Annotated in this window: 16 protein-coding genes and 1 tRNA gene; 14 read left to right on the top strand and 3 right to left on the bottom strand. The window is 66.7% G+C overall.

Annotated elements, in window-relative coordinates; genetic code table 11:
* Positions 1 to 25: 25 nt before the first annotated feature.
* Positions 26 to 1,072, bottom strand: coding sequence for an adenosine deaminase (locus M1203_RS05610; protein ID WP_249948348.1), 1,047 nt, complete (start codon positions 1,070 to 1,072; stop codon positions 26 to 28).
* 96 nt (positions 1,073 to 1,168) lie between these two features.
* A complete protein-coding gene (locus M1203_RS05605; protein WP_249948347.1) occupies positions 1,169 to 2,395 on the bottom strand; it encodes a pyridoxal phosphate-dependent aminotransferase in 1,227 nt (408 codons plus the stop codon).
* 225 nt (positions 2,396 to 2,620) lie between these two features.
* Between M1203_RS05605 and M1203_RS05600 the strand changes: the two genes are divergently transcribed.
* The 14 genes from M1203_RS05600 (at position 2,621) to tuf (ending at position 20,845) form a co-directional block, all read left to right on the top strand.
* Positions 2,621 to 2,693, top strand: a tRNA-Trp gene (locus M1203_RS05600).
* A gap of 108 nt (positions 2,694 to 2,801) precedes the next feature.
* Positions 2,802 to 3,086: a preprotein translocase subunit SecE gene (gene secE / locus M1203_RS05595; protein WP_249948346.1), complete on the top strand. Its 285-nt coding sequence runs from the start codon at positions 2,802 to 2,804 to the stop codon at positions 3,084 to 3,086.
* A gap of 73 nt (positions 3,087 to 3,159) precedes the next feature.
* Positions 3,160 to 4,002, top strand: coding sequence for a transcription termination/antitermination protein NusG (gene nusG / locus M1203_RS05590; RefSeq protein ID WP_249948345.1), 843 nt, complete (start codon positions 3,160 to 3,162; stop codon positions 4,000 to 4,002).
* Positions 4,003 to 4,194: 192 nt separating this feature from the next.
* Positions 4,195 to 4,629 (top strand): 50S ribosomal protein L11, encoded by a 435-nt coding sequence (gene rplK, locus M1203_RS05585; RefSeq protein WP_030351419.1) that lies wholly within the window; start codon positions 4,195 to 4,197, stop codon positions 4,627 to 4,629.
* 82 nt (positions 4,630 to 4,711) lie between these two features.
* Complete coding sequence (rplA, locus tag M1203_RS05580; RefSeq protein ID WP_249948344.1) at positions 4,712 to 5,434, top strand: 50S ribosomal protein L1; 723 nt, start codon at positions 4,712 to 4,714, stop codon at positions 5,432 to 5,434.
* Positions 5,435 to 5,580: 146 nt separating this feature from the next.
* On the top strand, positions 5,581 to 6,489 hold the full coding sequence (locus M1203_RS05575; RefSeq protein WP_249948343.1) for a hypothetical protein: 909 nt from the start codon (positions 5,581 to 5,583) through the stop codon (positions 6,487 to 6,489).
* Positions 6,490 to 6,736: 247 nt separating this feature from the next.
* On the top strand, positions 6,737 to 7,297 hold the full coding sequence (gene rplJ / locus M1203_RS05570; RefSeq protein ID WP_249948342.1) for a 50S ribosomal protein L10: 561 nt from the start codon (positions 6,737 to 6,739) through the stop codon (positions 7,295 to 7,297).
* Positions 7,298 to 7,381: 84 nt separating this feature from the next.
* Positions 7,382 to 7,765 carry a 50S ribosomal protein L7/L12 gene (rplL, locus tag M1203_RS05565; protein WP_249948341.1) on the top strand — a complete coding sequence of 128 codons (384 nt, stop codon included), beginning with the start codon at positions 7,382 to 7,384 and terminating at the stop codon, positions 7,763 to 7,765.
* Positions 7,766 to 8,355: 590 nt separating this feature from the next.
* On the top strand, positions 8,356 to 11,838 hold the full coding sequence (rpoB, locus tag M1203_RS05560) for a DNA-directed RNA polymerase subunit beta (RefSeq protein ID WP_249948340.1): 3,483 nt from the start codon (positions 8,356 to 8,358) through the stop codon (positions 11,836 to 11,838).
* Positions 11,839 to 11,963: 125 nt separating this feature from the next.
* Positions 11,964 to 15,878 (top strand): DNA-directed RNA polymerase subunit beta', encoded by a 3,915-nt coding sequence (locus tag M1203_RS05555; protein ID WP_249948339.1) that lies wholly within the window; start codon positions 11,964 to 11,966, stop codon positions 15,876 to 15,878.
* A 603-nt stretch (positions 15,879 to 16,481) separates the two neighbouring features.
* Entirely contained in the window at positions 16,482 to 16,853 is a 372-nt protein-coding gene (gene rpsL, locus M1203_RS05550; protein ID WP_003948652.1) for a 30S ribosomal protein S12, read from the top strand.
* Positions 16,854 to 16,855: 2 nt separating this feature from the next.
* Entirely contained in the window at positions 16,856 to 17,326 is a 471-nt protein-coding gene (gene rpsG / locus M1203_RS05545; protein WP_030351427.1) for a 30S ribosomal protein S7, read from the top strand.
* Positions 17,327 to 17,364: 38 nt separating this feature from the next.
* The gene (fusA, locus tag M1203_RS05540) at positions 17,365 to 19,491 is read left to right on the top strand and encodes an elongation factor G (RefSeq protein WP_249948338.1); all 2,127 of its coding nucleotides are present in this window, start codon (positions 17,365 to 17,367) and stop codon (positions 19,489 to 19,491) included.
* Between the two features lie 160 nt (positions 19,492 to 19,651).
* Complete coding sequence (gene tuf, locus M1203_RS05535; RefSeq protein WP_129770864.1) at positions 19,652 to 20,845, top strand: elongation factor Tu; 1,194 nt, start codon at positions 19,652 to 19,654, stop codon at positions 20,843 to 20,845.
* A gap of 107 nt (positions 20,846 to 20,952) precedes the next feature.
* Here the strand turns inward: tuf and M1203_RS05530 are convergent, their stop codons facing one another.
* A complete protein-coding gene (locus M1203_RS05530) occupies positions 20,953 to 21,405 on the bottom strand; it encodes an RlpA-like double-psi beta-barrel domain-containing protein (protein WP_249948337.1) in 453 nt (150 codons plus the stop codon).
* Between the last annotated feature and the right edge of the window lie 87 nt (positions 21,406 to 21,492).

Raw genomic sequence — 21,492 nt, 5'->3', positions numbered from 1 at the left:
TTCTGTCCGGCCGGACAGGAGAGCGTCAGTCGGCCAGCCAGCCGTCGATGCCCGTCAGCAGCTTCTCCCGTACCTCCCGCGGCGCCGCCGAGCCCCGCACCGACTGCCGTGCCAGCTCGGCCAGTTCGGTGTCGCTGAAGCTCTGGTGCCGGCGGGCCAGTTCGTACTGCGCCGCCAGCCGGGAGCCGAAGAGCAGCGGGTCGTCAGCGCCCAGCGCCATCGGGACCCCGGCGTCGAACAGGGTCCGCAGCGGGACGTCCTCCGGCTTCTCGTACACGCCCAGCGCGACATTCGAGGCCGGACAGACCTCGCAGGTCACCCCGCGCTCCGCGAGCTTGCGCAGCAGCTTCGGGTCCTCCGCCGCGCGGACGCCGTGCCCGATACGAGCGGCCCGCAGATCGTCCAGACAGTCCCGTACGGACGCGGGCCCGGTCAGCTCACCGCCGTGCGGCGCGGCCAGCAGCCCGCCGTCCCTGGCGATCGCGAAGGCCCGGTCGAAGTCCCTGGCCATCCCGCGTCGCTCGTCATTGGAGAGCCCGAAGCCGACGACACCACGGTCCGCGTACCGCACGGCGAGCCGGGCGAGCGTCCTGGCCTCCAGCGGATGCTTCACGCGGTTCGCCGCCACCAGCACCCGCATCCCCAGACCGGTCTCCCGGGACGCGCTGTCCACGGCGTCCAGGATGATTTCCAGGGCCGGGATCAGTCCGCCGAGATGGGGGGCGTACGAGGTGGGGTCGACCTGGATCTCCAGCCAGCCCGAGCCGTCCCGTACATCCTCCTCGGCCGCCTCGCGCACCAGCCGCTGGATGTCCTCGGGGGTCCGCAGACAGGACCGCGCGATGTCGTAGAGCCGCTGGAAGCGGAACCAGCCGCGTTCGTCGGTCGCGCGCAGCTTGGGCGGTTCGCCGCTGGTCAGCGCTTCGGGGAGATGGACGCCGTACTTGTCGGCGAGTTCGAGCAGCGTCGTGGGCCGCATCGAACCGGTGAAGTGCAGATGCAGATGGGCCTTGGGCAACAGGCTGAGATCGCGGGGGCGGGTGGTGCTCTCCATTCGTAGATCCTGCCGCATGCGCGAGCCGACCGGCAGCCACTTTCCCCGATCGAGATCTTGTCCGAACGCAAAAACGGGCTCCCGGCGATCGCCGGGAGCCCGTCGCGAGCCCGTTCAGTCCTTGGCCTCGCCCAGCAGCTTCTGGATCCTGCCGACGCCCTCCGCCAGATCCTCGTCACCGAGGGCGTACGACAGCCGCAGATAGCCGGGCGTACCGAACGCCTCCCCGGGGACGACCGCGACCTCGGCCTCGTCCAGGATCAGCGCGGCCAGCTCGACCGACGTCCGGGGGCGCTTGCCGCGGATCTCCTTGCCCAGCAGCGCCTTCACCGACGGGTACGCGTAGAAGGCGCCCTCCGGCTCCGGGCAGACGACGCCGTCGATCTCGTTCAGCAGCCGCACGATGGTCCGACGGCGCCGGTCGAAGGCGGCGCGCATCTCGGCGACCGCGGTGAGGTCACCGGAGACGGCGGCGATCGCCGCGGCCTGCGAGACGTTGGCGACATTGGACGTGGCGTGCGAGTGGAGGTTCGTCGCGGCCTTGACGACATCCTTGGGGCCGACGATCCACCCCACACGCCAGCCGGTCATCGCATAGGTCTTGGCCACACCGTTGACCACGATGCACTTGTCGCGCAGCTCAGGGACGACGGTCGGCAGCGAGGTGAAGGCGGCGTCGCCGTACACGAGGTGCTCGTAGATCTCGTCCGTCATCACCCACAGCCCGTGCTCGACGGCCCAGCGGCCGATGGCCTCGGTGTCGGCGGGGCTGTAGACGGCGCCCGTCGGGTTGGACGGCGACACGAAGAGGACGACCTTCGTACGCTCGGTACGCGCGGCCTCCAACTGCTCGACGGAGACGCGGTAGCCGGTGGTCTCGTCGGCCACGACCTCTACCGGGACACCGCCGGCCAGCCGGATCGACTCGGGGTACGTCGTCCAGTACGGAGCCGGGACGATGACCTCGTCGCCCGGGTCCAGGATGGCCGCGAACGCCTCGTAGATCGCCTGCTTGCCACCGTTGGTCACCAGGATCTGCGAGGGCTCGATCTCGTAGCCGGAGTCGCGCAGCGTCTTCGCGACGATCGCGGCCTTGAGCTCGGGAAGCCCCCCGGCCGGCGTGTAGCGGTGGTACTTGGGGTCTCGGCACGCCTCGACGGCGGCATCGACGATGTAGCCGGGCGTCGGGAAGTCGGGCTCACCGGCGCCGAAGCCGATCACCGGACGCCCGGCCGCCTTCAGGGCCTTGGCCTTGGCGTCCACGGCGAGGGTCGCGGACTCGGAGATCGCGCCGATACGGGCGGAGACCCGGCGCTCGGTCGGAGGGATTGCAGCGCTCATGCGCCCATGGTCCCAGACCCGAAACCTCGTCGGCACACAGGTTTCGCCGGGCGGACACAGAGAAGGAAGTCCGGAGCGCGGGGCGGACCACGACTGTCGCGGGGGAAGCTGTTCGACGCGGGGGCCGCGACCACGTACACTCACTCGTCGTTGGCCCTCAGCCGCCCGGTCCGTACCGCGCACTCCGTGCGTCCGGTCGGATGCGGTAGGTTGGGGAAAACGCAAAGGGTCGTAGCTCAATTGGTAGAGCACTGGTCTCCAAAACCAGCGGTTGGGGGTTCAAGTCCCTCCGGCCCTGCTACACACATCTCCGCCAGGATGTGTGCGCATGTACGTACATTCAATGCATCGCCGTGCGGCTCCCCCGGGCGCGGCACGGCCACGACCCGGAATCAGGTGAGAGAGCGTGACGGACGCCGTGGGCTCCATCGACAAGCCTGATGCTGACGACGAGTCCGCCGAGTCGAAGAAGCCGCGCAAGGGCGGCAAGCGTGGCAAGAAGGGCCCTCTGGGCCGGCTCGCGCTCTTCTACCGTCAGATCGTCGCCGAGCTGCGCAAGGTCGTCTGGCCGACTCGCAACCAGCTGACTACGTACACCACCGTGGTGATTGTCTTCGTCGTCGTCATGATCGGTTTGGTGACCGTGATTGACTATGGATTCCAGAACGCAATCAAGTACGTCTTCGGCTGATCCCGCGGAGGGGAGCCCGGTGCGGCGTCCCTTTCGCGCGTTCCACCCAATGAGCCAGGAAGAAGCAGCCACCGTGTCTGACCCGAAACTGAACGACGCCGGCGAGTCGGTGGAGTCCCGCGAGGACGAGACCGGCATCGTCGAGGCGGCGGACGCTGTCGAGCCAGACCAGGCCGAAGCCGCTGACGTCGCCGCGGGCGAGCCGGCCGAGAAGGCCGCGCTCCACATCGAGGACGACGAGGACGACCCGGCGGAGGACGACGCCGACGAGTCCGCAGGCGAAGAGCCCGAGGCTCCCGTCGACCCGGTCGCCGCGCTCCGTGAGGAACTTCGCGGGCTGCCCGGCGAGTGGTACGTGATCCACACCTACGCGGGCTACGAGAAGCGCGTGAAGGCCAACCTGGAGCAGCGTGCCGTCTCGCTGAACGTCGAGGAGTTCATCTACCAGGCCGAGGTCCCCGAGGAAGAGATCGTCCAGATCAAGAACGGCGAGCGCAAGAACGTTCGCCAGAACAAGCTCCCGGGCTACGTCCTGGTGCGCATGGATCTGACGAACGAGTCCTGGGGCGTCGTCCGTAACACTCCCGGTGTCACCGGCTTCGTGGGCAACGCCTACGACCCGTACCCGCTGACCCTGGACGAGATCGTCAAGATGCTCGCGCCGGAGGCCGAGGAGAAGGCCGCCCGTGAGGCCGCGGAGGCCGAGGGCAAGCCCGCTCCGTCCCGCAAGGTCGAGGTCCAGGTGCTGGACTTCGAGGTCGGCGACTCGGTCACCGTCACCGACGGCCCGTTCGCCACGCTCCAGGCGACCATCAACGAGATCAACGCCGACTCGAAGAAGGTCAAGGGCCTGGTCGAGATCTTCGGCCGCGAGACCCCGGTCGAGCTGAGCTTCGACCAGATCCAGAAGAACTGAGCCCGGCGGGCGGCGCGTGTGCGCCGGTGCCCGCGCGCGACAGCAGCTTCCGACAGGTCAGACAGGCTCATACAGCTGTCTGACCTGTCGGTTTTTGGCCGTGCACCTATACCCGTTATCGTTGTGCGGTATGCCTCCATCCGGATGACCGGACGGCTGGCTGAAAACTCTCACTAGGACCCGGAGAGAGCAATGCCTCCCAAGAAGAAGAAGGTCACGGGGCTTATCAAGCTCCAGATCAGCGCCGGCGCGGCCAACCCGGCTCCGCCGGTCGGCCCCGCGCTGGGCCAGCACGGCGTCAACATCATGGAGTTCTGCAAGGCCTACAACGCCGCGACCGAGTCGCAGCGTGGCATGGTCGTGCCGGTGGAGATCACGGTCTACGAGGACCGCTCCTTCACCTTCATCACCAAGACGCCGCCGGCCGCCAAGCTGATCCTCAAGGCCGCGGGCGTGGACAAGGGCTCAGGCGAGCCGCACGTCAAGAAGGTCGCGAAGCTCACCCGCGACCAGGTGCGCGAGATCGCCACCACCAAGATGCCCGACCTGAACGCCAACGACCTGGACGCCGCCGAGAAGATCATCGCCGGCACCGCCCGTTCCATGGGCGTCACGGTCGAGGGCTGACCCAGCCGGGCAAGCCCCAGTGGCAGGGCCATGCGCGGCCCGGACCACGACCTCCACACCTGATGAACCACCAGGAGACGAAGTGAAGCGCAGCAAGGCTCTCCGCGGCGCGGACGCCAAGATCGACCGGGAGCGTACGTACGCCCCGCTTGAGGCCGTCCGTATCGCCAAGGACACCACCACCACCAAGTTCGACGGCACCGTCGAGGTGGCCATGCGGCTGGGCGTCGACCCCCGCAAGGCCGACCAGATGGTCCGTGGCACCGTGAACCTTCCGCACGGCACCGGCAAGACCGCCCGGGTCCTGGTCTTCGCGACCGGTGACCGTGCCGAGGCCGCGCGTGCCGCGGGCGCCGACATCGTCGGCGCCGACGAACTCATCGACGAGGTCTCGAAGGGCCGTCTGGACTTCGACGCCGTCGTCGCCACCCCGGACCTCATGGGCAAGGTCGGCCGCCTCGGCCGCGTCCTCGGCCCGCGTGGTCTGATGCCGAACCCGAAGACCGGCACCGTCACCCCCGATGTCGCCAAGGCTGTGAACGACATCAAGGGCGGCAAGATCGAGTTCCGCGTCGACAAGCACTCGAACCTGCACTTCATCATCGGCAAGGTCTCCTTCGACGAGACGAAGCTGGTCGAGAACTACGCCGCGGCGCTGGAGGAAGTCCTCCGTCTCAAGCCGTCCGCCGCCAAGGGCCGTTACATCAAGAAGGCCACCCTGGCCACGACGATGGGCCCCGGCATCCCGCTGGACGCCAACCGCACCCGCAACCTCCTCGTGGAGGAGGACCCGGCCGCCGTCTGACACTGACGACAGCCGCGGGTCCCGCGTACGAAAAGCCGGTTCCCGCACCTCTCCGGAGGTGCGGGAACCGGCTTTTTTCCGTGTCCGTCTGTCATAGGCATGGGTTACCGTGCAGGGGAGTTGAACACACAACCAAGGGGTGGGGAATGAGCAAGCCGGTATGGAGGCGCGGGGGCGTCTCGCTGGCGGCGGTGGCCGTCATCGCCGCTGTCGCGGGCTGTCAGGGCCAGAGCGACGGCGGTGCGGCACAGTCCACGTCGGGGGCCGCGGATGTCATCACCGCCGCCTTCAAGAAGACCTCCGAGGCGAAGTCGGCCAAGGTCCGGATGACGATGTCGATGCCGGCCGGGACGGGCGCGGCGGGCAACATGGAAATGAACGGCGTCATGGGGTGGGACCCCACGGTGATGGACATGACCATGGACGGATCGGCGCTGGCGGCCGATGCCTCGGCGCCGGACAAGATCCGGATGGTCTGGGTCAACAACGTCATGTATATGGACATGGGCGCCGACGCCGCCAAGGAGATGGACGGCAAGCGCTGGATGAAGCTCGACCTGGGCGCCGTGGCCGAGGCCTCCGGTGACGAGGCGGCCCAGAAGCAGCTGGCGGGCGGCCTGGAGAACATGAACCAGGACCCGGCCCAGCAGCTCGCCCTGCTGCTCGACTCGCCGAATCTGAAGCACCTCGGCAGCGAGAAGGTCGACGGCGTGCAGGCCGAGCACTACAAGGGCACGCTCACGCTCGACGAGCTGGTGAAGTCCCAGGGATCGCTCGACGTGCTCAGCGCGAAGGAGCGTGCGGACCTCCTGGACTCGATGAAGAAGTCGGGTCTGAAGGGGTACGACACGGAGGTCTGGGTCAACGAGGACGACTATCCGGTGAAGATGGACGTCGGCATGGACACCGCCCAGGGCGACATCAACATATCCATGCACTACTCCGACTACGGAGCGAAGGCGCAGGTCCAGGCCCCGCCGGCCGGTGAGACCTTCGACTTCGCCGGGCTGCTGGGCGGCCTGGGCGCCGATGGCGCGGGAGCGGCCGCAAGCTGATTTGTCCTGCGGCCTCCTCCTCACGTACGCTGCCCCAGAAGCCAAAGACCGCTGGTCGTTGCCGCGCGCTCGTAAGAGGGTGCGGCGGCCGAAGGATCCGCTAGCTGCGGACGACCCGCGCAGGTGACTGTGGACAGCTCCCGGATTCCATTCGGTCGAGCTACGCCCCGTGCGCCTGCGCCGGGGCGTTTCGTTTTGCCCAGCCCCTTCTGAGCGGTCCTCATCACCCGGAAGGAGGCCGACGCTCATGGCAAGGCCCGACAAGGCTGCCGACGTAGCCGAGCTGACGGACAAGTTCCGCAGCTCGAATGCCGCCGTGCTGACCGAGTACCGGGGTCTCACCGTGGCGCAGCTCAAGGAGCTGCGCCGTTCTCTCGGTGAGAACGCCCAGTACGCCGTGGTGAAGAACACGCTGACCAAGATCGCGGCCAACGAGGCCGGGATCAACACGCTGGACGACCTCTTCGCGGGTCCGACGGCGGTTGCCTTCGTCACCGGTGACCCGGTGGAGTCGGCGAAGGGTCTTCGTGACTTCGCCAAGGAAAACCCGAATCTCGTCATCAAGGGCGGCGTCCTCGATGGCAAGGCGCTGAGCGCTGACGAGATCAAGAAGCTCGCGGACCTTGAGTCCCGCGAGGTTCTGCTCTCCAAGCTGGCAGGTGCCATGAAGGGCAAGCAGTCGCAGGCTGCCTCGCTCTTCCAGGCGCTTCCGTCGAAGTTCGTCCGCACCGCGGAAGCGCTTCGCGTCAAGAAGGAAGAGCAGGGCGGTGCCGGTACGCCGGCTCCCGTCGAGGCCGACTCCGAGTAATCACGCTCGCTCGGCCGCAGCGGGCCGGTACGCCCGCGGAACTGTACATACGGCACCAGCCGAATTAGTGGAAGGACCGCCATCATGGCGAAGCTCAGCCAGGAAGACCTGCTCGCGCAGTTCGAGGACATGACCCTCATCGAGCTCTCCGCGTTCGTGAAGGCGTTCGAGGAGAAGTTCGACGTCACCGCCGCCGCCGCGGTCGCCGCGCCGGTCGCCGGTGTCCCCGGTGCCCCGGCCGAGGCCGAGGACGTCCAGGACGAGTTCGACGTCATCCTCACGGGTGCCGGCGAGAAGAAGATCCAGGTCATCAAGGTCGTGCGTGAGCTGACCTCCCTGGGCCTCAAGGAGGCCAAGGACCTCGTGGACGGCGCCCCGAAGCCCGTCCTGGAGAAGGTCGCCAAGGAGGCCGCTGACAAGGCCGCCGAGTCCCTCAAGGGCGCCGGCGCCTCCGTCGAGGTCAAGTGACCCCGTACGAGTCCGCCACCGGGCGCCTGTAGGCGCGCGGAGGCAGTCTCGGCGCCGCGAGGCGCGATGTTGACGCGAAGGGCGATCACCCAGTCGGGTGGTCGCCCTTCCGCGTCCCCGCAGGGGCTGCCTTGCTCTTCGGCGCGCGGCGAGTATCGTGATCATCGCCGCGCTTCCGTACGCCCCGTGACCTTCCGCGTGGGGTGGGGGGCCTTGACGAACCGCACGCAGCGCGCAATTCTCAGGACGCGTCGCCACAATCGATCCACATCCGAGGCATGGATCGACGGTGAAGAGGGCAGTATCGATGTGCGCCTACGGCGCGAGGCTTGCCGCAGTTGAGTTGCCGCAGTTGAGACAAGGGTGTTGAGAAAAACGAGGGTGTCGAAAAACCCGCTCTGGACATCAGTGTGCCAAGTGGCTACACTGACCCTTTGCGCTGCCTGTTAGCTGCTCCCTGCCCGTCACCAGGGGCACCCCCTCGCAAGAGCATCGGTGAGTGAACGGCCCTGAACTGGGCTTTCCCTCTCCGCGCCCGGCTTGGGACCGGTACGCGCGTAGTGAGTCCGAGCCCTCGGAAGGACCCCCTCTTGGCCGCCTCGCGCAACGCCTCGACCACGAATACGAACAACGGTGCCAGCACCGCCCCGCTGCGCATCTCCTTTGCAAAGATCAAGGAGCCCCTCGAGGTTCCGAACCTCCTGGCGCTGCAGACCGAGAGCTTTGACTGGCTGCTCGGTAACGCCGCTTGGAAGGCTCGTGTCGAGGCGGCTCTGGAGAGTGGGCAGGACGTCCCCAGGAAGTCAGGTCTGGAGGAGATCTTCGAGGAGATCTCTCCGATCGAGGACTTCTCCGGGTCGATGTCGCTGACCTTCCGCGATCACCGCTTCGAGCCGTCCAAGAACTCCATCGACGAGTGCAAGGAGCGCGACTTCACGTTCGCCGCCCCGCTCTTCGTCACGGCCGAGTTCACCAACAACGAGACCGGTGAGATCAAGTCCCAGACGGTCTTCATGGGCGATTTCCCGCTCATGACCAACAAGGGCACCTTCGTCATCAACGGCACCGAGCGTGTCGTGGTGTCCCAGCTGGTCCGCTCGCCGGGTGTCTACTTCGACTCGTCGATCGACAAGACGTCCGACAAGGACATCTTCTCCGCCAAGATCATCCCGTCCCGGGGTGCCTGGCTGGAGATGGAGATCGACAAGCGCGACATGGTCGGTGTCCGTATCGACCGCAAGCGCAAGCAGTCCGTGACCGTCCTCCTCAAGGCTCTCGGCTGGACCACCGAGCAGATCCTGGAGGAGTTCGGCGAGTACGAGTCCATGCGCGCCACCCTGGAGAAGGACCACACCCAGGGCCAGGACGACGCGCTGCTCGACATCTACCGCAAGCTGCGTCCGGGCGAGCCCCCGACGCGCGAGGCGGCTCAGACGCTGCTGGAGAACCTCTACTTCAACCCGAAGCGCTACGACCTCGCGAAGGTCGGCCGCTACAAGGTGAACAAGAAGCTCGGCGCGGACGAGCCGCTGGACGCCGGCGTGCTCACCACCGACGATGTCATCGCGACCATCAAGTACCTGGTCAAGCTGCACGCCGGGGAGACCGAGACGGTCGGCGAGAACGGCACCCAGATCGTCGTCGAGACCGACGACATCGACCACTTCGGCAACCGTCGTCTGCGTAACGTCGGCGAGCTCATCCAGAACCAGGTCCGTACGGGTCTGGCGAGGATGGAGCGCGTCGTGCGCGAGCGCATGACGACCCAGGACGTCGAGGCGATCACGCCGCAGACCCTGATCAACATCCGGCCGGTCGTCGCCTCCATCAAGGAGTTCTTCGGCACCAGCCAGCTGTCGCAGTTCATGGACCAGAACAACCCGCTGTCGGGTCTGACCCACAAGCGCCGTCTGTCGGCGCTGGGCCCGGGTGGTCTGTCCCGTGAGCGGGCCGGCTTCGAGGTCCGTGACGTGCACCCGTCGCACTACGGGCGTATGTGTCCGATCGAGACCCCTGAAGGCCCGAACATCGGTCTGATCGGCTCGCTCGCCTCGTACGGCCGGGTCAACGCGTTCGGCTTCGTCGAGACCCCGTACCGCAAGGTCACCGACGGCCAGGTCACCGACGAGGTGGACTACCTGACCGCCGACGAGGAGGACAGGTTCGTCATCGCTCAGGCGAACGCGACGCTCTCTGACGAGCTGCGCTTCACCGAGCCCCGCGTCCTGGTCCGCCGCCGTGGTGGAGAGGTCGACTACGTGCCCGGTACGGACGTCGACTACATGGATGTCTCGCCGCGCCAGATGGTGTCGGTCGCGACCGCCATGATCCCGTTCCTGGAGCACGACGACGCCAACCGTGCCCTCATGGGCGCGAACATGATGCGTCAGGCCGTGCCCCTGATCACGTCCGAGGCGCCGCTGGTCGGCACCGGCATGGAGTACCGCTGCGCGGTCGACGCCGGTGACGTCATCAAGGCGGAGAAGGAGGGTGTGGTCCAGGAGGTCTCCGCGGACTACATCACCGTCGCCAACGACGACGGCACGTACACCACGTACCGCATCGCCAAGTTCTCCCGCTCCAACCAGGGCACCTCGGTCAACCAGAAGGTTGTCGTCAACGAGGGCGACCGGGTCGTCGAGAGCCAGGTCCTCGCCGATGGTCCCGCCACCCAGCAGGGTGAGATGGCGCTCGGCAAGAACCTCCTCGTGGCGTTCATGCCGTGGGAGGGCCACAACTACGAAGACGCGATCATCCTCAGCCAGCGGCTGGTCCAGGACGACGTCCTCTCCTCGATCCACATCGAGGAGCACGAGGTCGACGCCCGTGACACCAAGCTGGGCCCCGAGGAGATCACCCGGGACATCCCGAACGTCTCGGAGGAGGTCCTCGCGGACCTCGACGAGCGCGGCATCATCCGGATCGGTGCCGAGGTCGTCGCCGGAGACATCCTGGTCGGCAAGGTCACGCCCAAGGGTGAGACCGAGCTGACCCCGGAGGAGCGACTGCTCCGCGCGATCTTCGGTGAGAAGGCCCGTGAGGTCCGTGACACCTCGCTGAAGGTGCCGCACGGCGAGACCGGCAAGGTCATCGGTGTGCGTGTCTTCGACCGCGAGGAGGGCGACGAGCTGCCGCCGGGCGTGAACCAGCTGGTTCGCGTGTACGTCGCGCAGAAGCGCAAGATCACCGACGGTGACAAGCTCGCCGGCCGTCACGGCAACAAGGGCGTCATCTCGAAGATCCTGCCGATCGAGGACATGCCGTTCCTGGAGGACGGCACCCCGGTCGACATCATCCTCAACCCGCTGGGTGTCCCGTCCCGAATGAACCCGGGACAGGTCCTGGAGATCCACCTCGGCTGGCTCGCCAGCCAGGGCTGGAAGGTCGAGGGCAGCGAGGAGTGGATGGAGCGGCTGAAGGCCATCGGCGCCGACGACGTCGCCGCCGGTACCAACGTCGCCACCCCGGTCTTCGACGGTGCCCGTGAGGACGAGATCTCCGGTCTCTTCGAGGCGACGATCCCGAACCGCGACGGCAACCGGATGGTCCAGCCGTCCGGCAAGGCGCACCTGTTCGACGGCCGCTCCGGTGAGCCGTTCCCGGACCCGATCTCGGTCGGGTACATGTACATCCTCAAGCTCCACCACCTGGTCGACGACAAGCTGCACGCGCGTTCGACCGGTCCGTACTCGATGATCACCCAGCAGCCGCTGGGTGGTAAGGCCCAGTTCGGTGGTCAGCGCTTCGGTGAGATGGAGGTGTGGGCGCTGGAGGCTTATGGCGCCGCGTACGCCCTCCAGGAGCTGCTGACGATCAAGTCCGACGACGTGACCGGCCGCGTGAAGGTCTACGAGGCCATCGTCAAGGGCGAGAACATCCCCGAGCCCGGCATTCCCGAGTCCTTCAAGGTGCTCATCAAGGAAATGCAGTCGCTCTGCCTCAACGTGGAGGTGCTGTCCTCGGACGGTATGTCCATCGAGATGCGTGACACGGACGAGGACGTCTTCCGCGCGGCGGAGGAGCTCGGTATCGACCTGTCCCGGCGCGAGCCGAGCAGCGTCGAAGAGGTCTGACGGGTTCGCCGGCCGGATCCCGTATCCGGCCGGCTCTCCCCGGACCCGTTCAGACCATTGCTGAAGTGCCCCATCTACTCGCTGACGCGAGGGGCTCGAACCCCCGAAAGAGGGATTGACGACAAGTGCTCGACGTCAACTTCTTCGACGAGCTGCGGATCGGCCTTGCCACCGCGGACGACATCCGGACCTGGTCGCACGGCGAAGTGAAGAAGCCGGAGACCATCAACTACCGCACGCTCAAGCCCGAGAAGGACGGACTCTTCTGCGAGAAGATCTTCGGTCCGACCCGGGACTGGGAGTGCTACTGCGGCAAGTACAAGCGTGTCCGCTTCAAGGGCATCATCTGTGAGCGCTGTGGCGTGGAAGTCACGCGCGCCAAGGTGCGCCGTGAGCGGATGGGCCACATTGAGCTGGCCGCGCCCGTGACCCACATCTGGTACTTCAAGGGCGTCCCGTCACGCCTCGGGTACCTGCTCGACCTCGCGCCGAAGGACCTCGAAAAGGTCATCTACTTCGCCGCGTACATGATCACGTTCGTGGACGAGGAGCGCCGTACGCGCGACCTGCCGTCGCTGGAGGCGCATGTCTCCGTCGAGCGCCAGCAGGTCGAGAACCGCCGCGACGCCGACCTCGAAGCCCGCGCCAAGAAGCTTGAGACCGACCTGGCCGAGCTGGAGGCCGAGGGCGCCAAGGCCGATGTGCGCCGCAAGGTGCGCGAGGGCGCCGAGCGTGAGATGAAGCAGCTGCGCGACCGCGCGCAGCGCGAGATCGACCGTCTCGACGAGGTGTGGAACCGCTTCAAGAACCTCAAGGTCCAGGACCTGGAGGGCGACGAGCTGCTCTACCGCGAGCTGCGTGACCGCTTCGGCACGTACTTCGACGGTTCGATGGGTGCCGCGGCGCTGCAGAAGCGCCTGGAGTCCTTCGACCTGGACGAGGAGGCCGAGCGCCTCCGCGAGATCATCCGTACCGGCAAGGGCCAGAAGAAGACCCGGGCGCTCAAGCGCCTCAAGGTCGTCTCCGCGTTCCTGCAGACCAGCAACAGCCCCAAGGGCATGGTGCTGGACTGCGTACCGGTCATCCCGCCGGACCTGCGTCCGATGGTGCAGCTGGACGGTGGCCGCTTCGCGACCTCCGACCTGAACGACCTGTACCGCCGTGTGATCAACCGCAACAACCGCCTCAAGCGTCTCCTTGACCTCGGTGCCCCCGAGATCATCGTGAACAACGAGAAGCGGATGCTGCAGGAGGCCGTCGACGCGCTGTTCGACAACGGCCGCCGCGGTCGCCCGGTGACCGGTCCCGGTAACCGTCCGCTGAAGTCCCTGAGCGACATGCTCAAGGGCAAGCAGGGCCGGTTCCGTCAGAACCTGCTCGGCAAGCGAGTCGACTACTCGGCCCGTTCCGTGATCGTCGTCGGTCCGCAGCTCAAGCTGCACCAGTGCGGTCTGCCGAAGGCCATGGCGCTGGAGCTCTTCAAGCCGTTCGTGATGAAGCGCCTGGTGGATCTGAACCACGCGCAGAACATCAAGTCGGCGAAGCGCATGGTCGAGCGCGGCCGTACGGTCGTGTACGACGTGCTCGAAGAGGTCATCGCCGAGCACCCGGTGCTGCTGAACCGTGCGCCGACCCTGCACCGTCTGGGCATCCAGGCCTTCGAGCCGCAGCTGGTCGAGGGCAAGGCCATCCAGATCCACCCGCTCGTCTGCACCGCGTTCAACGCGGACTTCGACGGTGACCAGATGGCCGTCCACCTGCCGCTCTCCGCGGAGGCGCAGGCCGAGGCCCGCATCCTGATGCTGTCCTCGAACAACATCCTGAAGCCGGCCGACGGTCGTCCCGTCACCATGCCGACCCAGGACATGGTGCTCGGTCTCTTCTTCCTCACGACGGACGAGGAAGAGCGCAAGGTCATCGGCGAGGGCCGGTCCTTCGGCTCCACCGCCGAGGCGACCATGGCGTTCGACAACCGGGAGCTCTCGCTCCAGGCGAAGGTCGACATCCGCTTCCCGGTGGGCACGATCCCGCCGCGCGGCTGGACCCCGCCCGCCGCCGAGGAGGCCGACACGGACGGCACCGCGGTGCCGTGGCAGCAGGGCGACCCCTTCCGGCTGCGTACGACCCTGGGCCGCGCCCTCTTCAACGAGCTGCTGCCCGAGGACTACCCGTTCGTCGACTACTCGGTGGGCAAGAAGCAGCTCTCCGAGATCGTCAACGACCTCGCCGAGCGCTACCCCAAGGTCATCGTGGCGGCGACGCTCGACAACCTGAAGGCGGCCGGCTTCTTCTGGGCGACCCGTTCCGGTGTCACCGTCGCCATCTCCGATGTCGTCGTGCCCGAGGCGAAGAAGGCCATCGTCCAGGGTTACGAGGCGCAGGACGAGAAGGTCCAGAAGCAGTACGAGCGCGGTCTGATCACCAAGGACGAGCGCACGCAGGAGCTCATCGCGATCTGGACCAAGGCGACCAACGAGGTCGCCGAGGCGATGAACGCGAACTTCCCGAAGACCAACCCCATCTTCATGATGGTCAACTCGGGTGCGCGCGGAAACATGATGCAGATGCGTCAGATCGCCGGTATGCGTGGTCTGGTGTCCAACGCCAAGAACGAGACGATCCCGCGTCCCATCAAGGCGTCCTTCCGTGAGGGCCTGTCCGTGCTGGAGTACTTCATCTCCACGCACGGTGCCCGAAAGGGTCTGGCCGACACCGCCCTGCGTACCGCCGACTCGGGTTACCTGACCCGTCGTCTGGTGGATGTCTCGCAGGACGTGATCATCCGCGAGGAGGACTGTGGCACCGACCGCGGTCTGAAGCTGCGGATCGCCGAGCGCGGCGCCGACGGTGTGCTGCGCAAGGCGGAGGACGTCGAGACGTCCGTGTACGCGCGGATGCTCGCCGAGGACGTCGTCGTCGACGGCAAGGTCATCGCGCCGGCAAATGTCGACCTGGGCGATGTCCTGATCGACGCCGTCGTGGCCGCCGGGGTCGAGGAGGTCAAGACCCGCTCGGTCCTGACCTGCGAGTCCGCGGTCGGTACCTGTGCCTTCTGCTACGGCCGTTCGCTGGCCACCGGCAAGCTGGTCGACATCGGTGAGGCGGTCGGCATCATCGCCGCCCAGTCCATCGGTGAGCCCGGTACCCAGCTGACGATGCGTACCTTCCACACCGGTGGTGTGGCCGGTGACGACATCACCCAGGGTCTGCCCCGAGTCGTCGAGCTCTTCGAAGCCCGTACGCCCAAGGGTGTCGCCCCGATCTCGGAGGCGGCCGGCCGCGTCCGTATCGAGGAGACCGAGAAGACCAAGAAGATCGTCGTCACCCCGGACGACGGCAGCGACGAGACGCCGTTCCCGATCTCGAAGCGTGCCCGTCTGCTCGTGGGCGAGGGCGACCACGTCGAGGTGGGCCAGAAGCTCACCGTGGGTGCCACCAACCCGCACGACGTGCTGCGGATCCTCGGTCAGCGCGCGGTCCAGGTCCACCTGGTCGGCGAGGTCCAGAAGGTCTACAACTCGCAGGGTGTGTCCATCCACGACAAGCACATCGAGATCATCATCCGGCAGATGCTGCGCCGTGTGACGATCATCGAGTCCGGCGACGCGGAGCTGCTGCCGGGCGAGCTGGTGGAGCGCTCGAAGTTCGAGACCGAGAACCGTCGTGTGGTCACGGAAGGCGGCCACCCGGCCTCCGGCCGTCCGCAGCTGATGGGTATCACCAAGGCCTCGCTGGCCACCGAGTCGTGGCTGTCGGCGGCGTCCTTCCAGGAGACGACCAGGGTCCTCACCGACGCGGCGATCAACGCCAAGTCGGACTCCCTGATCGGCCTCAAGGAGAACGTCATCATCGGTAAGCTCATCCCGGCCGGTACGGGCCTGTCCCGCTACCGCAACATCCGGGTCGAGCCGACCGAGGAGGCCAAGGCCGCGATGTACTCGGCCGTCGGTTACGACGACATCGACTATTCGCCGTTCGGCACCGGCTCCGGCCAGGCCGTTCCGCTGGAGGACTACGACTACGGTCCGTACAACCAGTAAGGCGTGAGCGAACGGAGGGCGGCCATCCTGTACGGGGTGGCCGCCCTTCGGCGTCCCCGCGGATGCCCGAACGGCCCGAGGGCCGAACGGGGTCCCGGAGCGGATCCCGCTCGCCTCGGACCGACAGCCGTGGACGGATCGTCCCGTGCGCCCAGGAGGGCCCTCGGGAGGCTCCCCAGAGGGACGCGCGGGAGGGCCCGGCGCCGCGACCGCCCGGGCGTGCGTGACGGCGGCGACCCGGCCCCCATGGCCGACCCGCGTGCCGACCCACGTACCGATCCGCGTGCCGACCCACCTACCGCCGGGCCGCTCCCTGTCGCGCCCCCGTCGCCCGCCGTTCACCAGGGGGACGTCCGGCGTGTCGGGGGGCCCGGCATTTGTTTTGACCGGAGTCGATGAGGTAGGTACGCTCAGACCTTGTGCCTGGGGTGTGCCTGGGTTCCTGTGCGTGTCCTCAACCGCACGCGAGCTTGAGCACCGGCCACCGCAATCTGCGCCCGCCTCGCCTCCGGTGAGGCCATGCAGTATTCGACACACCCGACCGCGTGGGTCGGAGGTGTTCCAGGTTAGTTTCACTGACGGCACACAGAAACCGGAGAAGTAGTGCCTACGATCCAGCAGCTGGTCCGGAAGGGCCGGCAGGACAAGGTCGAGAAGAACAAGACGCCCGCACTCGAGGGTTCCCCTCAGCGCCGCGGCGTCTGCACGCGTGTCTTCACGACCACCCCGAAGAAGCCGAACTCGGCCCTCCGCAAGGTCGCGCGTGTGCGTCTGACCTCCGGTATCGAGGTCACGGCCTACATTCCGGGCGAGGGACACAACCTGCAGGAGCACTCCATCGTGCTCGTGCGTGGTGGCCGTGTGAAGGACCTGCCGGGTGTTCGCTACAAGATCATCCGCGGCTCCCTTGACACCCAGGGCGTCAAGAACCGCAAGCAGGCCCGCAGCCGCTACGGCGCCAAGAAGGAGAAGTAAGAATGCCTCGTAAGGGCCCCGCCCCGAAGCGCCCGGTCATCATCGACCCGGTCTACGGTTCTCCTCTTGTCACGTCGCTGATCAACAAGCTTCTGCTCAACGGCAAGCGTTCCACTGCCGAGCGGATCGTGTACGGCGCCATGGAAGGCCTCCGCGAGAAGACCGGCAACGACCCGGTCATCACGCTGAAGCGCGCGCTTGAGAACGTCAAGCCCACGCTTGAGGTCAAGTCCCGCCGTGTCGGTGGCGCCACCTACCAGGTGCCGATCGAGGTCAAGCCCGGTCGCGCCGCCACCCTCGCTCTGCGCTGGGTCGTGGGTTACTCCCGCGCCCGTCGCGAGAAGACCATGACCGAACGCCTCATGAACGAGCTGCTCGACGCCTCCAACGGTCTCGGCGCCTCGGTCAAGAAGCGTGAGGACACGCACAAGATGGCCGAGTCCAACAAGGCCTTCGCGCACTACCGCTGGTAGTCGCTACCCACATCGAGACCGAGAGAAGATTGAGCCTTATGGCCACCACTTCGCTTGACCTGGCCAAGGTCCGCAACATCGGGATCATGGCCCACATCGACGCGGGCAAGACGACGACCACCGAGCGCATCCTGTTCTACACCGGTGTGAGCTACAAGATCGGTGAGGTCCACGACGGCGCTGCCACGATGGACTGGATGGAGCAGGAGCAGGAGCGCGGCATCACGATCACGTCCGCCGCGACGACCTGTCACTGGCCGCTCGACGACGTCGACCACACCATCAACATCATCGACACCCCGGGTCACGTGGACTTCACGGTCGAGGTGGAGCGTTCGCTCCGTGTCCTCGACGGTGCCGTCACCGTGTTCGACGGTGTCGCCGGTGTGGAACCGCAGTCCGAGACGGTATGGCGGCAGGCCGACCGTTACGGCGTGCCCCGTATCTGCTTCGTCAACAAGCTCGACCGGACCGGCGCGGAGTTCCACCGCTGTGTCGACATGATCTCGGACCGCCTCGGCGCGGTTCCGATCGTCATGCAGCTGCCGATCGGTGCGGAGGCCGACTTCAAGGGCGTCGTCGACCTCGTGACGATGAAGGCCTTCGTCTGGTCCGCCGAGGCGGCGAAGGGCGAGATGTACGACGTCGTCGACATCCCGGCCACGCACACCGAGGCGGCCGAGGAGTGGCGCGGCAAGCTGCTCGAAACCGTCTCCGAGAACGACGACGAGCTGATGGAGCTGTACCTGGAGGGCACCGAGCCCACCGTGGAGCAGCTGTACGCGGCGATCCGCCGTATCACCATCGCCTCCGGCAAGTCCGACGGCATCACCGTCACCCCGGTGTTCTGCGGTACCGCGTTCAAGAACAAGGGCGTTCAGCCCCTGCTCGACGCGGTCGTGCGCTACCTGCCCACTCCGCTGGACGTCGAGGGCATCGTGGGCCACGACGTCAAGGACCCGGAGCTGGAGGTCGTCCGCAAGCCCTCCGTCGACGAGCCGCTGTCCGCGCTGGCGTTCAAGATCATGAGCGACCCGCACCTCGGCAAGCTCACCTTCGTCCGTGTGTACTCCGGCAGGCTGGAGTCCGGCACCGCGGTGCTGAACTCGGTGAAGGGCCGCAAGGAGCGCATCGGCAAGATCTACCGTATGCACGCGAACAAGCGTGAGGAGATCGAGTCGGTGGGCGCCGGTGACATCGTCGCCGTCATGGGCCTGAAGCAGACCACCACCGGTGAGACGCTGTGCGACGAGAAGAACCCGGTGATCCTGGAGTCCATGGACTTCCCGGCGCCGGTCATCGAGGTCGCGATCGAGCCCAAGTCCAAGGGTGACCAGGAGAAGCTGGGTGTCGCCATCCAGCGTCTCGCGGAGGAGGACCCCTCCTTCCAGGTGCACACCAACGAGGAGACCGGCCAGACCGTCATCGGCGGTATGGGCGAGCTTCACCTTGAGGTGCTGGTCGACCGTATGCGGCGCGAGTTCCGCGTCGAGGCGAACGTCGGCAAGCCGCAGGTCGCCTACCGTGAGACGATCCGCAAGACCGTCGAGCGCGTGGACTACACCCACAAGAAGCAGACCGGTGGCACCGGGCAGTTCGCCAAGGTGCAGATCATGATCGAGCCCATCGAGGGCGGCGACGCCTCGTACGAGTTCGTGAACAAGGTCACCGGTGGCCGTATCCCGAAGGAGTACATCCCTTCGGTGGACGCCGGCGCGCAGGAGGCCATGCAGTTCGGCATCCTCGCGGGTTACGAGATGACCGGTGTGCGCATCACGCTTCTCGACGGTGGCTACCACGAGGTCGACTCCTCGGAGCTGGCCTTCAAGATCGCCGGTTCGCAGGCGTTCAAGGAGGCCGCCCGCAAGGCGTCTCCCGTGCTCCTTGAGCCGATGATGTCGGTCGAGGTGACCACGCCCGAGGACTACATGGGCGATGTCATCGGTGACATCAACTCCCGGCGTGGCCAGATCCAGGCCATGGAGGACCGGGCCAACGCCAAGGTCGTCAAGGGCCTGGTGCCGCTGTCGGAGATGTTCGGCTACGTCGGAGACCTCCGCAGCAAGACCTCGGGTCGCGCAAGCTACTCGATGCAGTTCGACTCCTACGCCGAGGTTCCCCGGAACGTCGCCGAGGAGATCATCGCGAAGGCCAAGGGCGAGTAACTCTTCCGAGTCCACGCTTTAGGCTTGTCACCGGCAAGTCCTGGGGCGGTTCCGCCGGATCCACCGGATCATGGCGGGGCCGCCTCGGGGGCCGGCATCCCAGCAAAGATCACCTGGCGCCGATGAGTAAGGCGTACAGAACCACTCCAGGAGGACCCCAGTGGCGAAGGCGAAGTTCGAGCGGACTAAGCCGCACGTCAACATCGGCACCATCGGTCACATCGACCACGGTAAGACGACCCTCACGGCCGCCATTACCAAGGTGCTGCATGACGCGTACCCGGACCTGAACGAGGCCTCGGCCTTCGACCAGATCGACAAGGCTCCCGAGGAGCGCCAGCGCGGTATCACCATCTCCATCGCGCACGTCGAGTACCAGACGGAGTCGCGTCACTACGCGCACGTCGACTGCCCGGGTCACGCGGACTACATCAAGAACATGATCACGGGTGCGGCGCAGATGGACGGCGCCATCCTCGTGGTCGCCGCCACCGACGGCCCGATGCCGCAGACCAAGGAGCACGTGCTCCTGGCCCGCCAGGTCGGCGTTCCGTACATCGTTGTCGCCCTGAACAAGGCCGACATGGTGGACGACGAGGAGATCCTTGAGCTCGTCGAGCTCGAGGTCCGCGAGCTGCTCTCCGAGTACGAGTTCCCGGGCGACGACCTGCCGGTCGTCAAGGTCTCGGCGCTCAAGGCTCTTGAGGGCGACGCCGAGTGGGGCAAGACCGTTCTCGACCTGATGAAGGCCGTTGACGAGTCCATCCCGCAGCCCGAGCGCGACGTCGACAAGCCGTTCCTGATGCCGATCGAGGACGTCTTCACGATCACCGGTCGTGGCACCGTCGTCACCGGTCGTATCGAGCGTGGTGTCCTGAAGGTCAACGAGACCGTCGACATCGTCGGTATCAAGACCGAGAAGACCACCACCACGGTCACCGGCATCGAGATGTTCCGCAAGCTGCTCGACGAGGGCCAGGCCGGTGAGAACGTCGGTCTGCTCCTCCGTGGCATCAAGCGCGAGGACGTCGAGCGCGGCCAGGTCATCATCAAGCCGGGTTCGGTCACGCCGCACACCAGCTTCGAGGCCCAGGCCTACATCCTGTCGAAGGACGAGGGTGGCCGTCACACCCCGTTCTTCAACAACTACCGCCCGCAGTTCTACTTCCGTACCACGGACGTGACCGGCGTGGTGACCCTCCCCGAGGGCACCGAGATGGTCATGCCGGGCGACAACACCGTCATGACGGTCGAGCTGATCCAGCCCGTCGCCATGGAGGAGGGCCTCAAGTTCGCCATCCGTGAGGGTGGCCGGACCGTCGGCGCCGGCCAGGTCACCAAGATCAACAAGTAATTGCTGATCAGGTCTGATCTGACCGGATAGCTCCTCGGAGCATCCAACGGCAGGGCCCGTACGACTTCGGTCGTACGGGCCCTTTCGCGTGCGGGGTGCCGGTCGGGTCAGATCCAGTCCCAGCTGACGTTGATCCGCCCCACGTCGGGGTTGCCCACCTGGCGGAACGCGGCGGGGCTGAGGTCCACGTCGTTCGTCGCGCAGCCGGAGCATCTGTCCACGACCGTCACGGTCACGGAGCCGAGCGGGCCGTTGACCCGTAACTGCTTTCCGCACACGGGGGAGTTGTTGGGGTTGGGGTAGTTCCCGTACAGGGCCGCCGAGACGGCCACGACCAGCTGGCTGTCGTCGTTGAACCAACCGCAGGCGCCGAGGCCGGTGTTGTACCAGGTGGCCTGGCCGTTGACCTGCGCGTCGCTCGGCGAGGCCGTTGCCGGGGGCGCTGTGGCGCCGAGGACGCCGAGAGCGAGCATGGACGAGGCCCCGGCCAGCAGGGCGGTGGTGCGGGTGCCTGGACGGGTGCGGGGGCTGTCCGTGGTAGTGCCTGTGGAGCGGGACATGCGATCAACCCTTCGAGCGGTGGGCGGCTCGGTCGGGGCCAAGACTGCTCGGATGGAGAGCGCTTTCCCAGAACCTTTCCGGCCACA

It is taken from the genome of Streptomyces sp. 35G-GA-8 (assembly GCF_023534745.1).
Taxonomy (GTDB): domain Bacteria; phylum Actinomycetota; class Actinomycetes; order Streptomycetales; family Streptomycetaceae; genus Streptomyces.
This window is presented reverse-complemented; position numbering and strand designations above follow the sequence as displayed.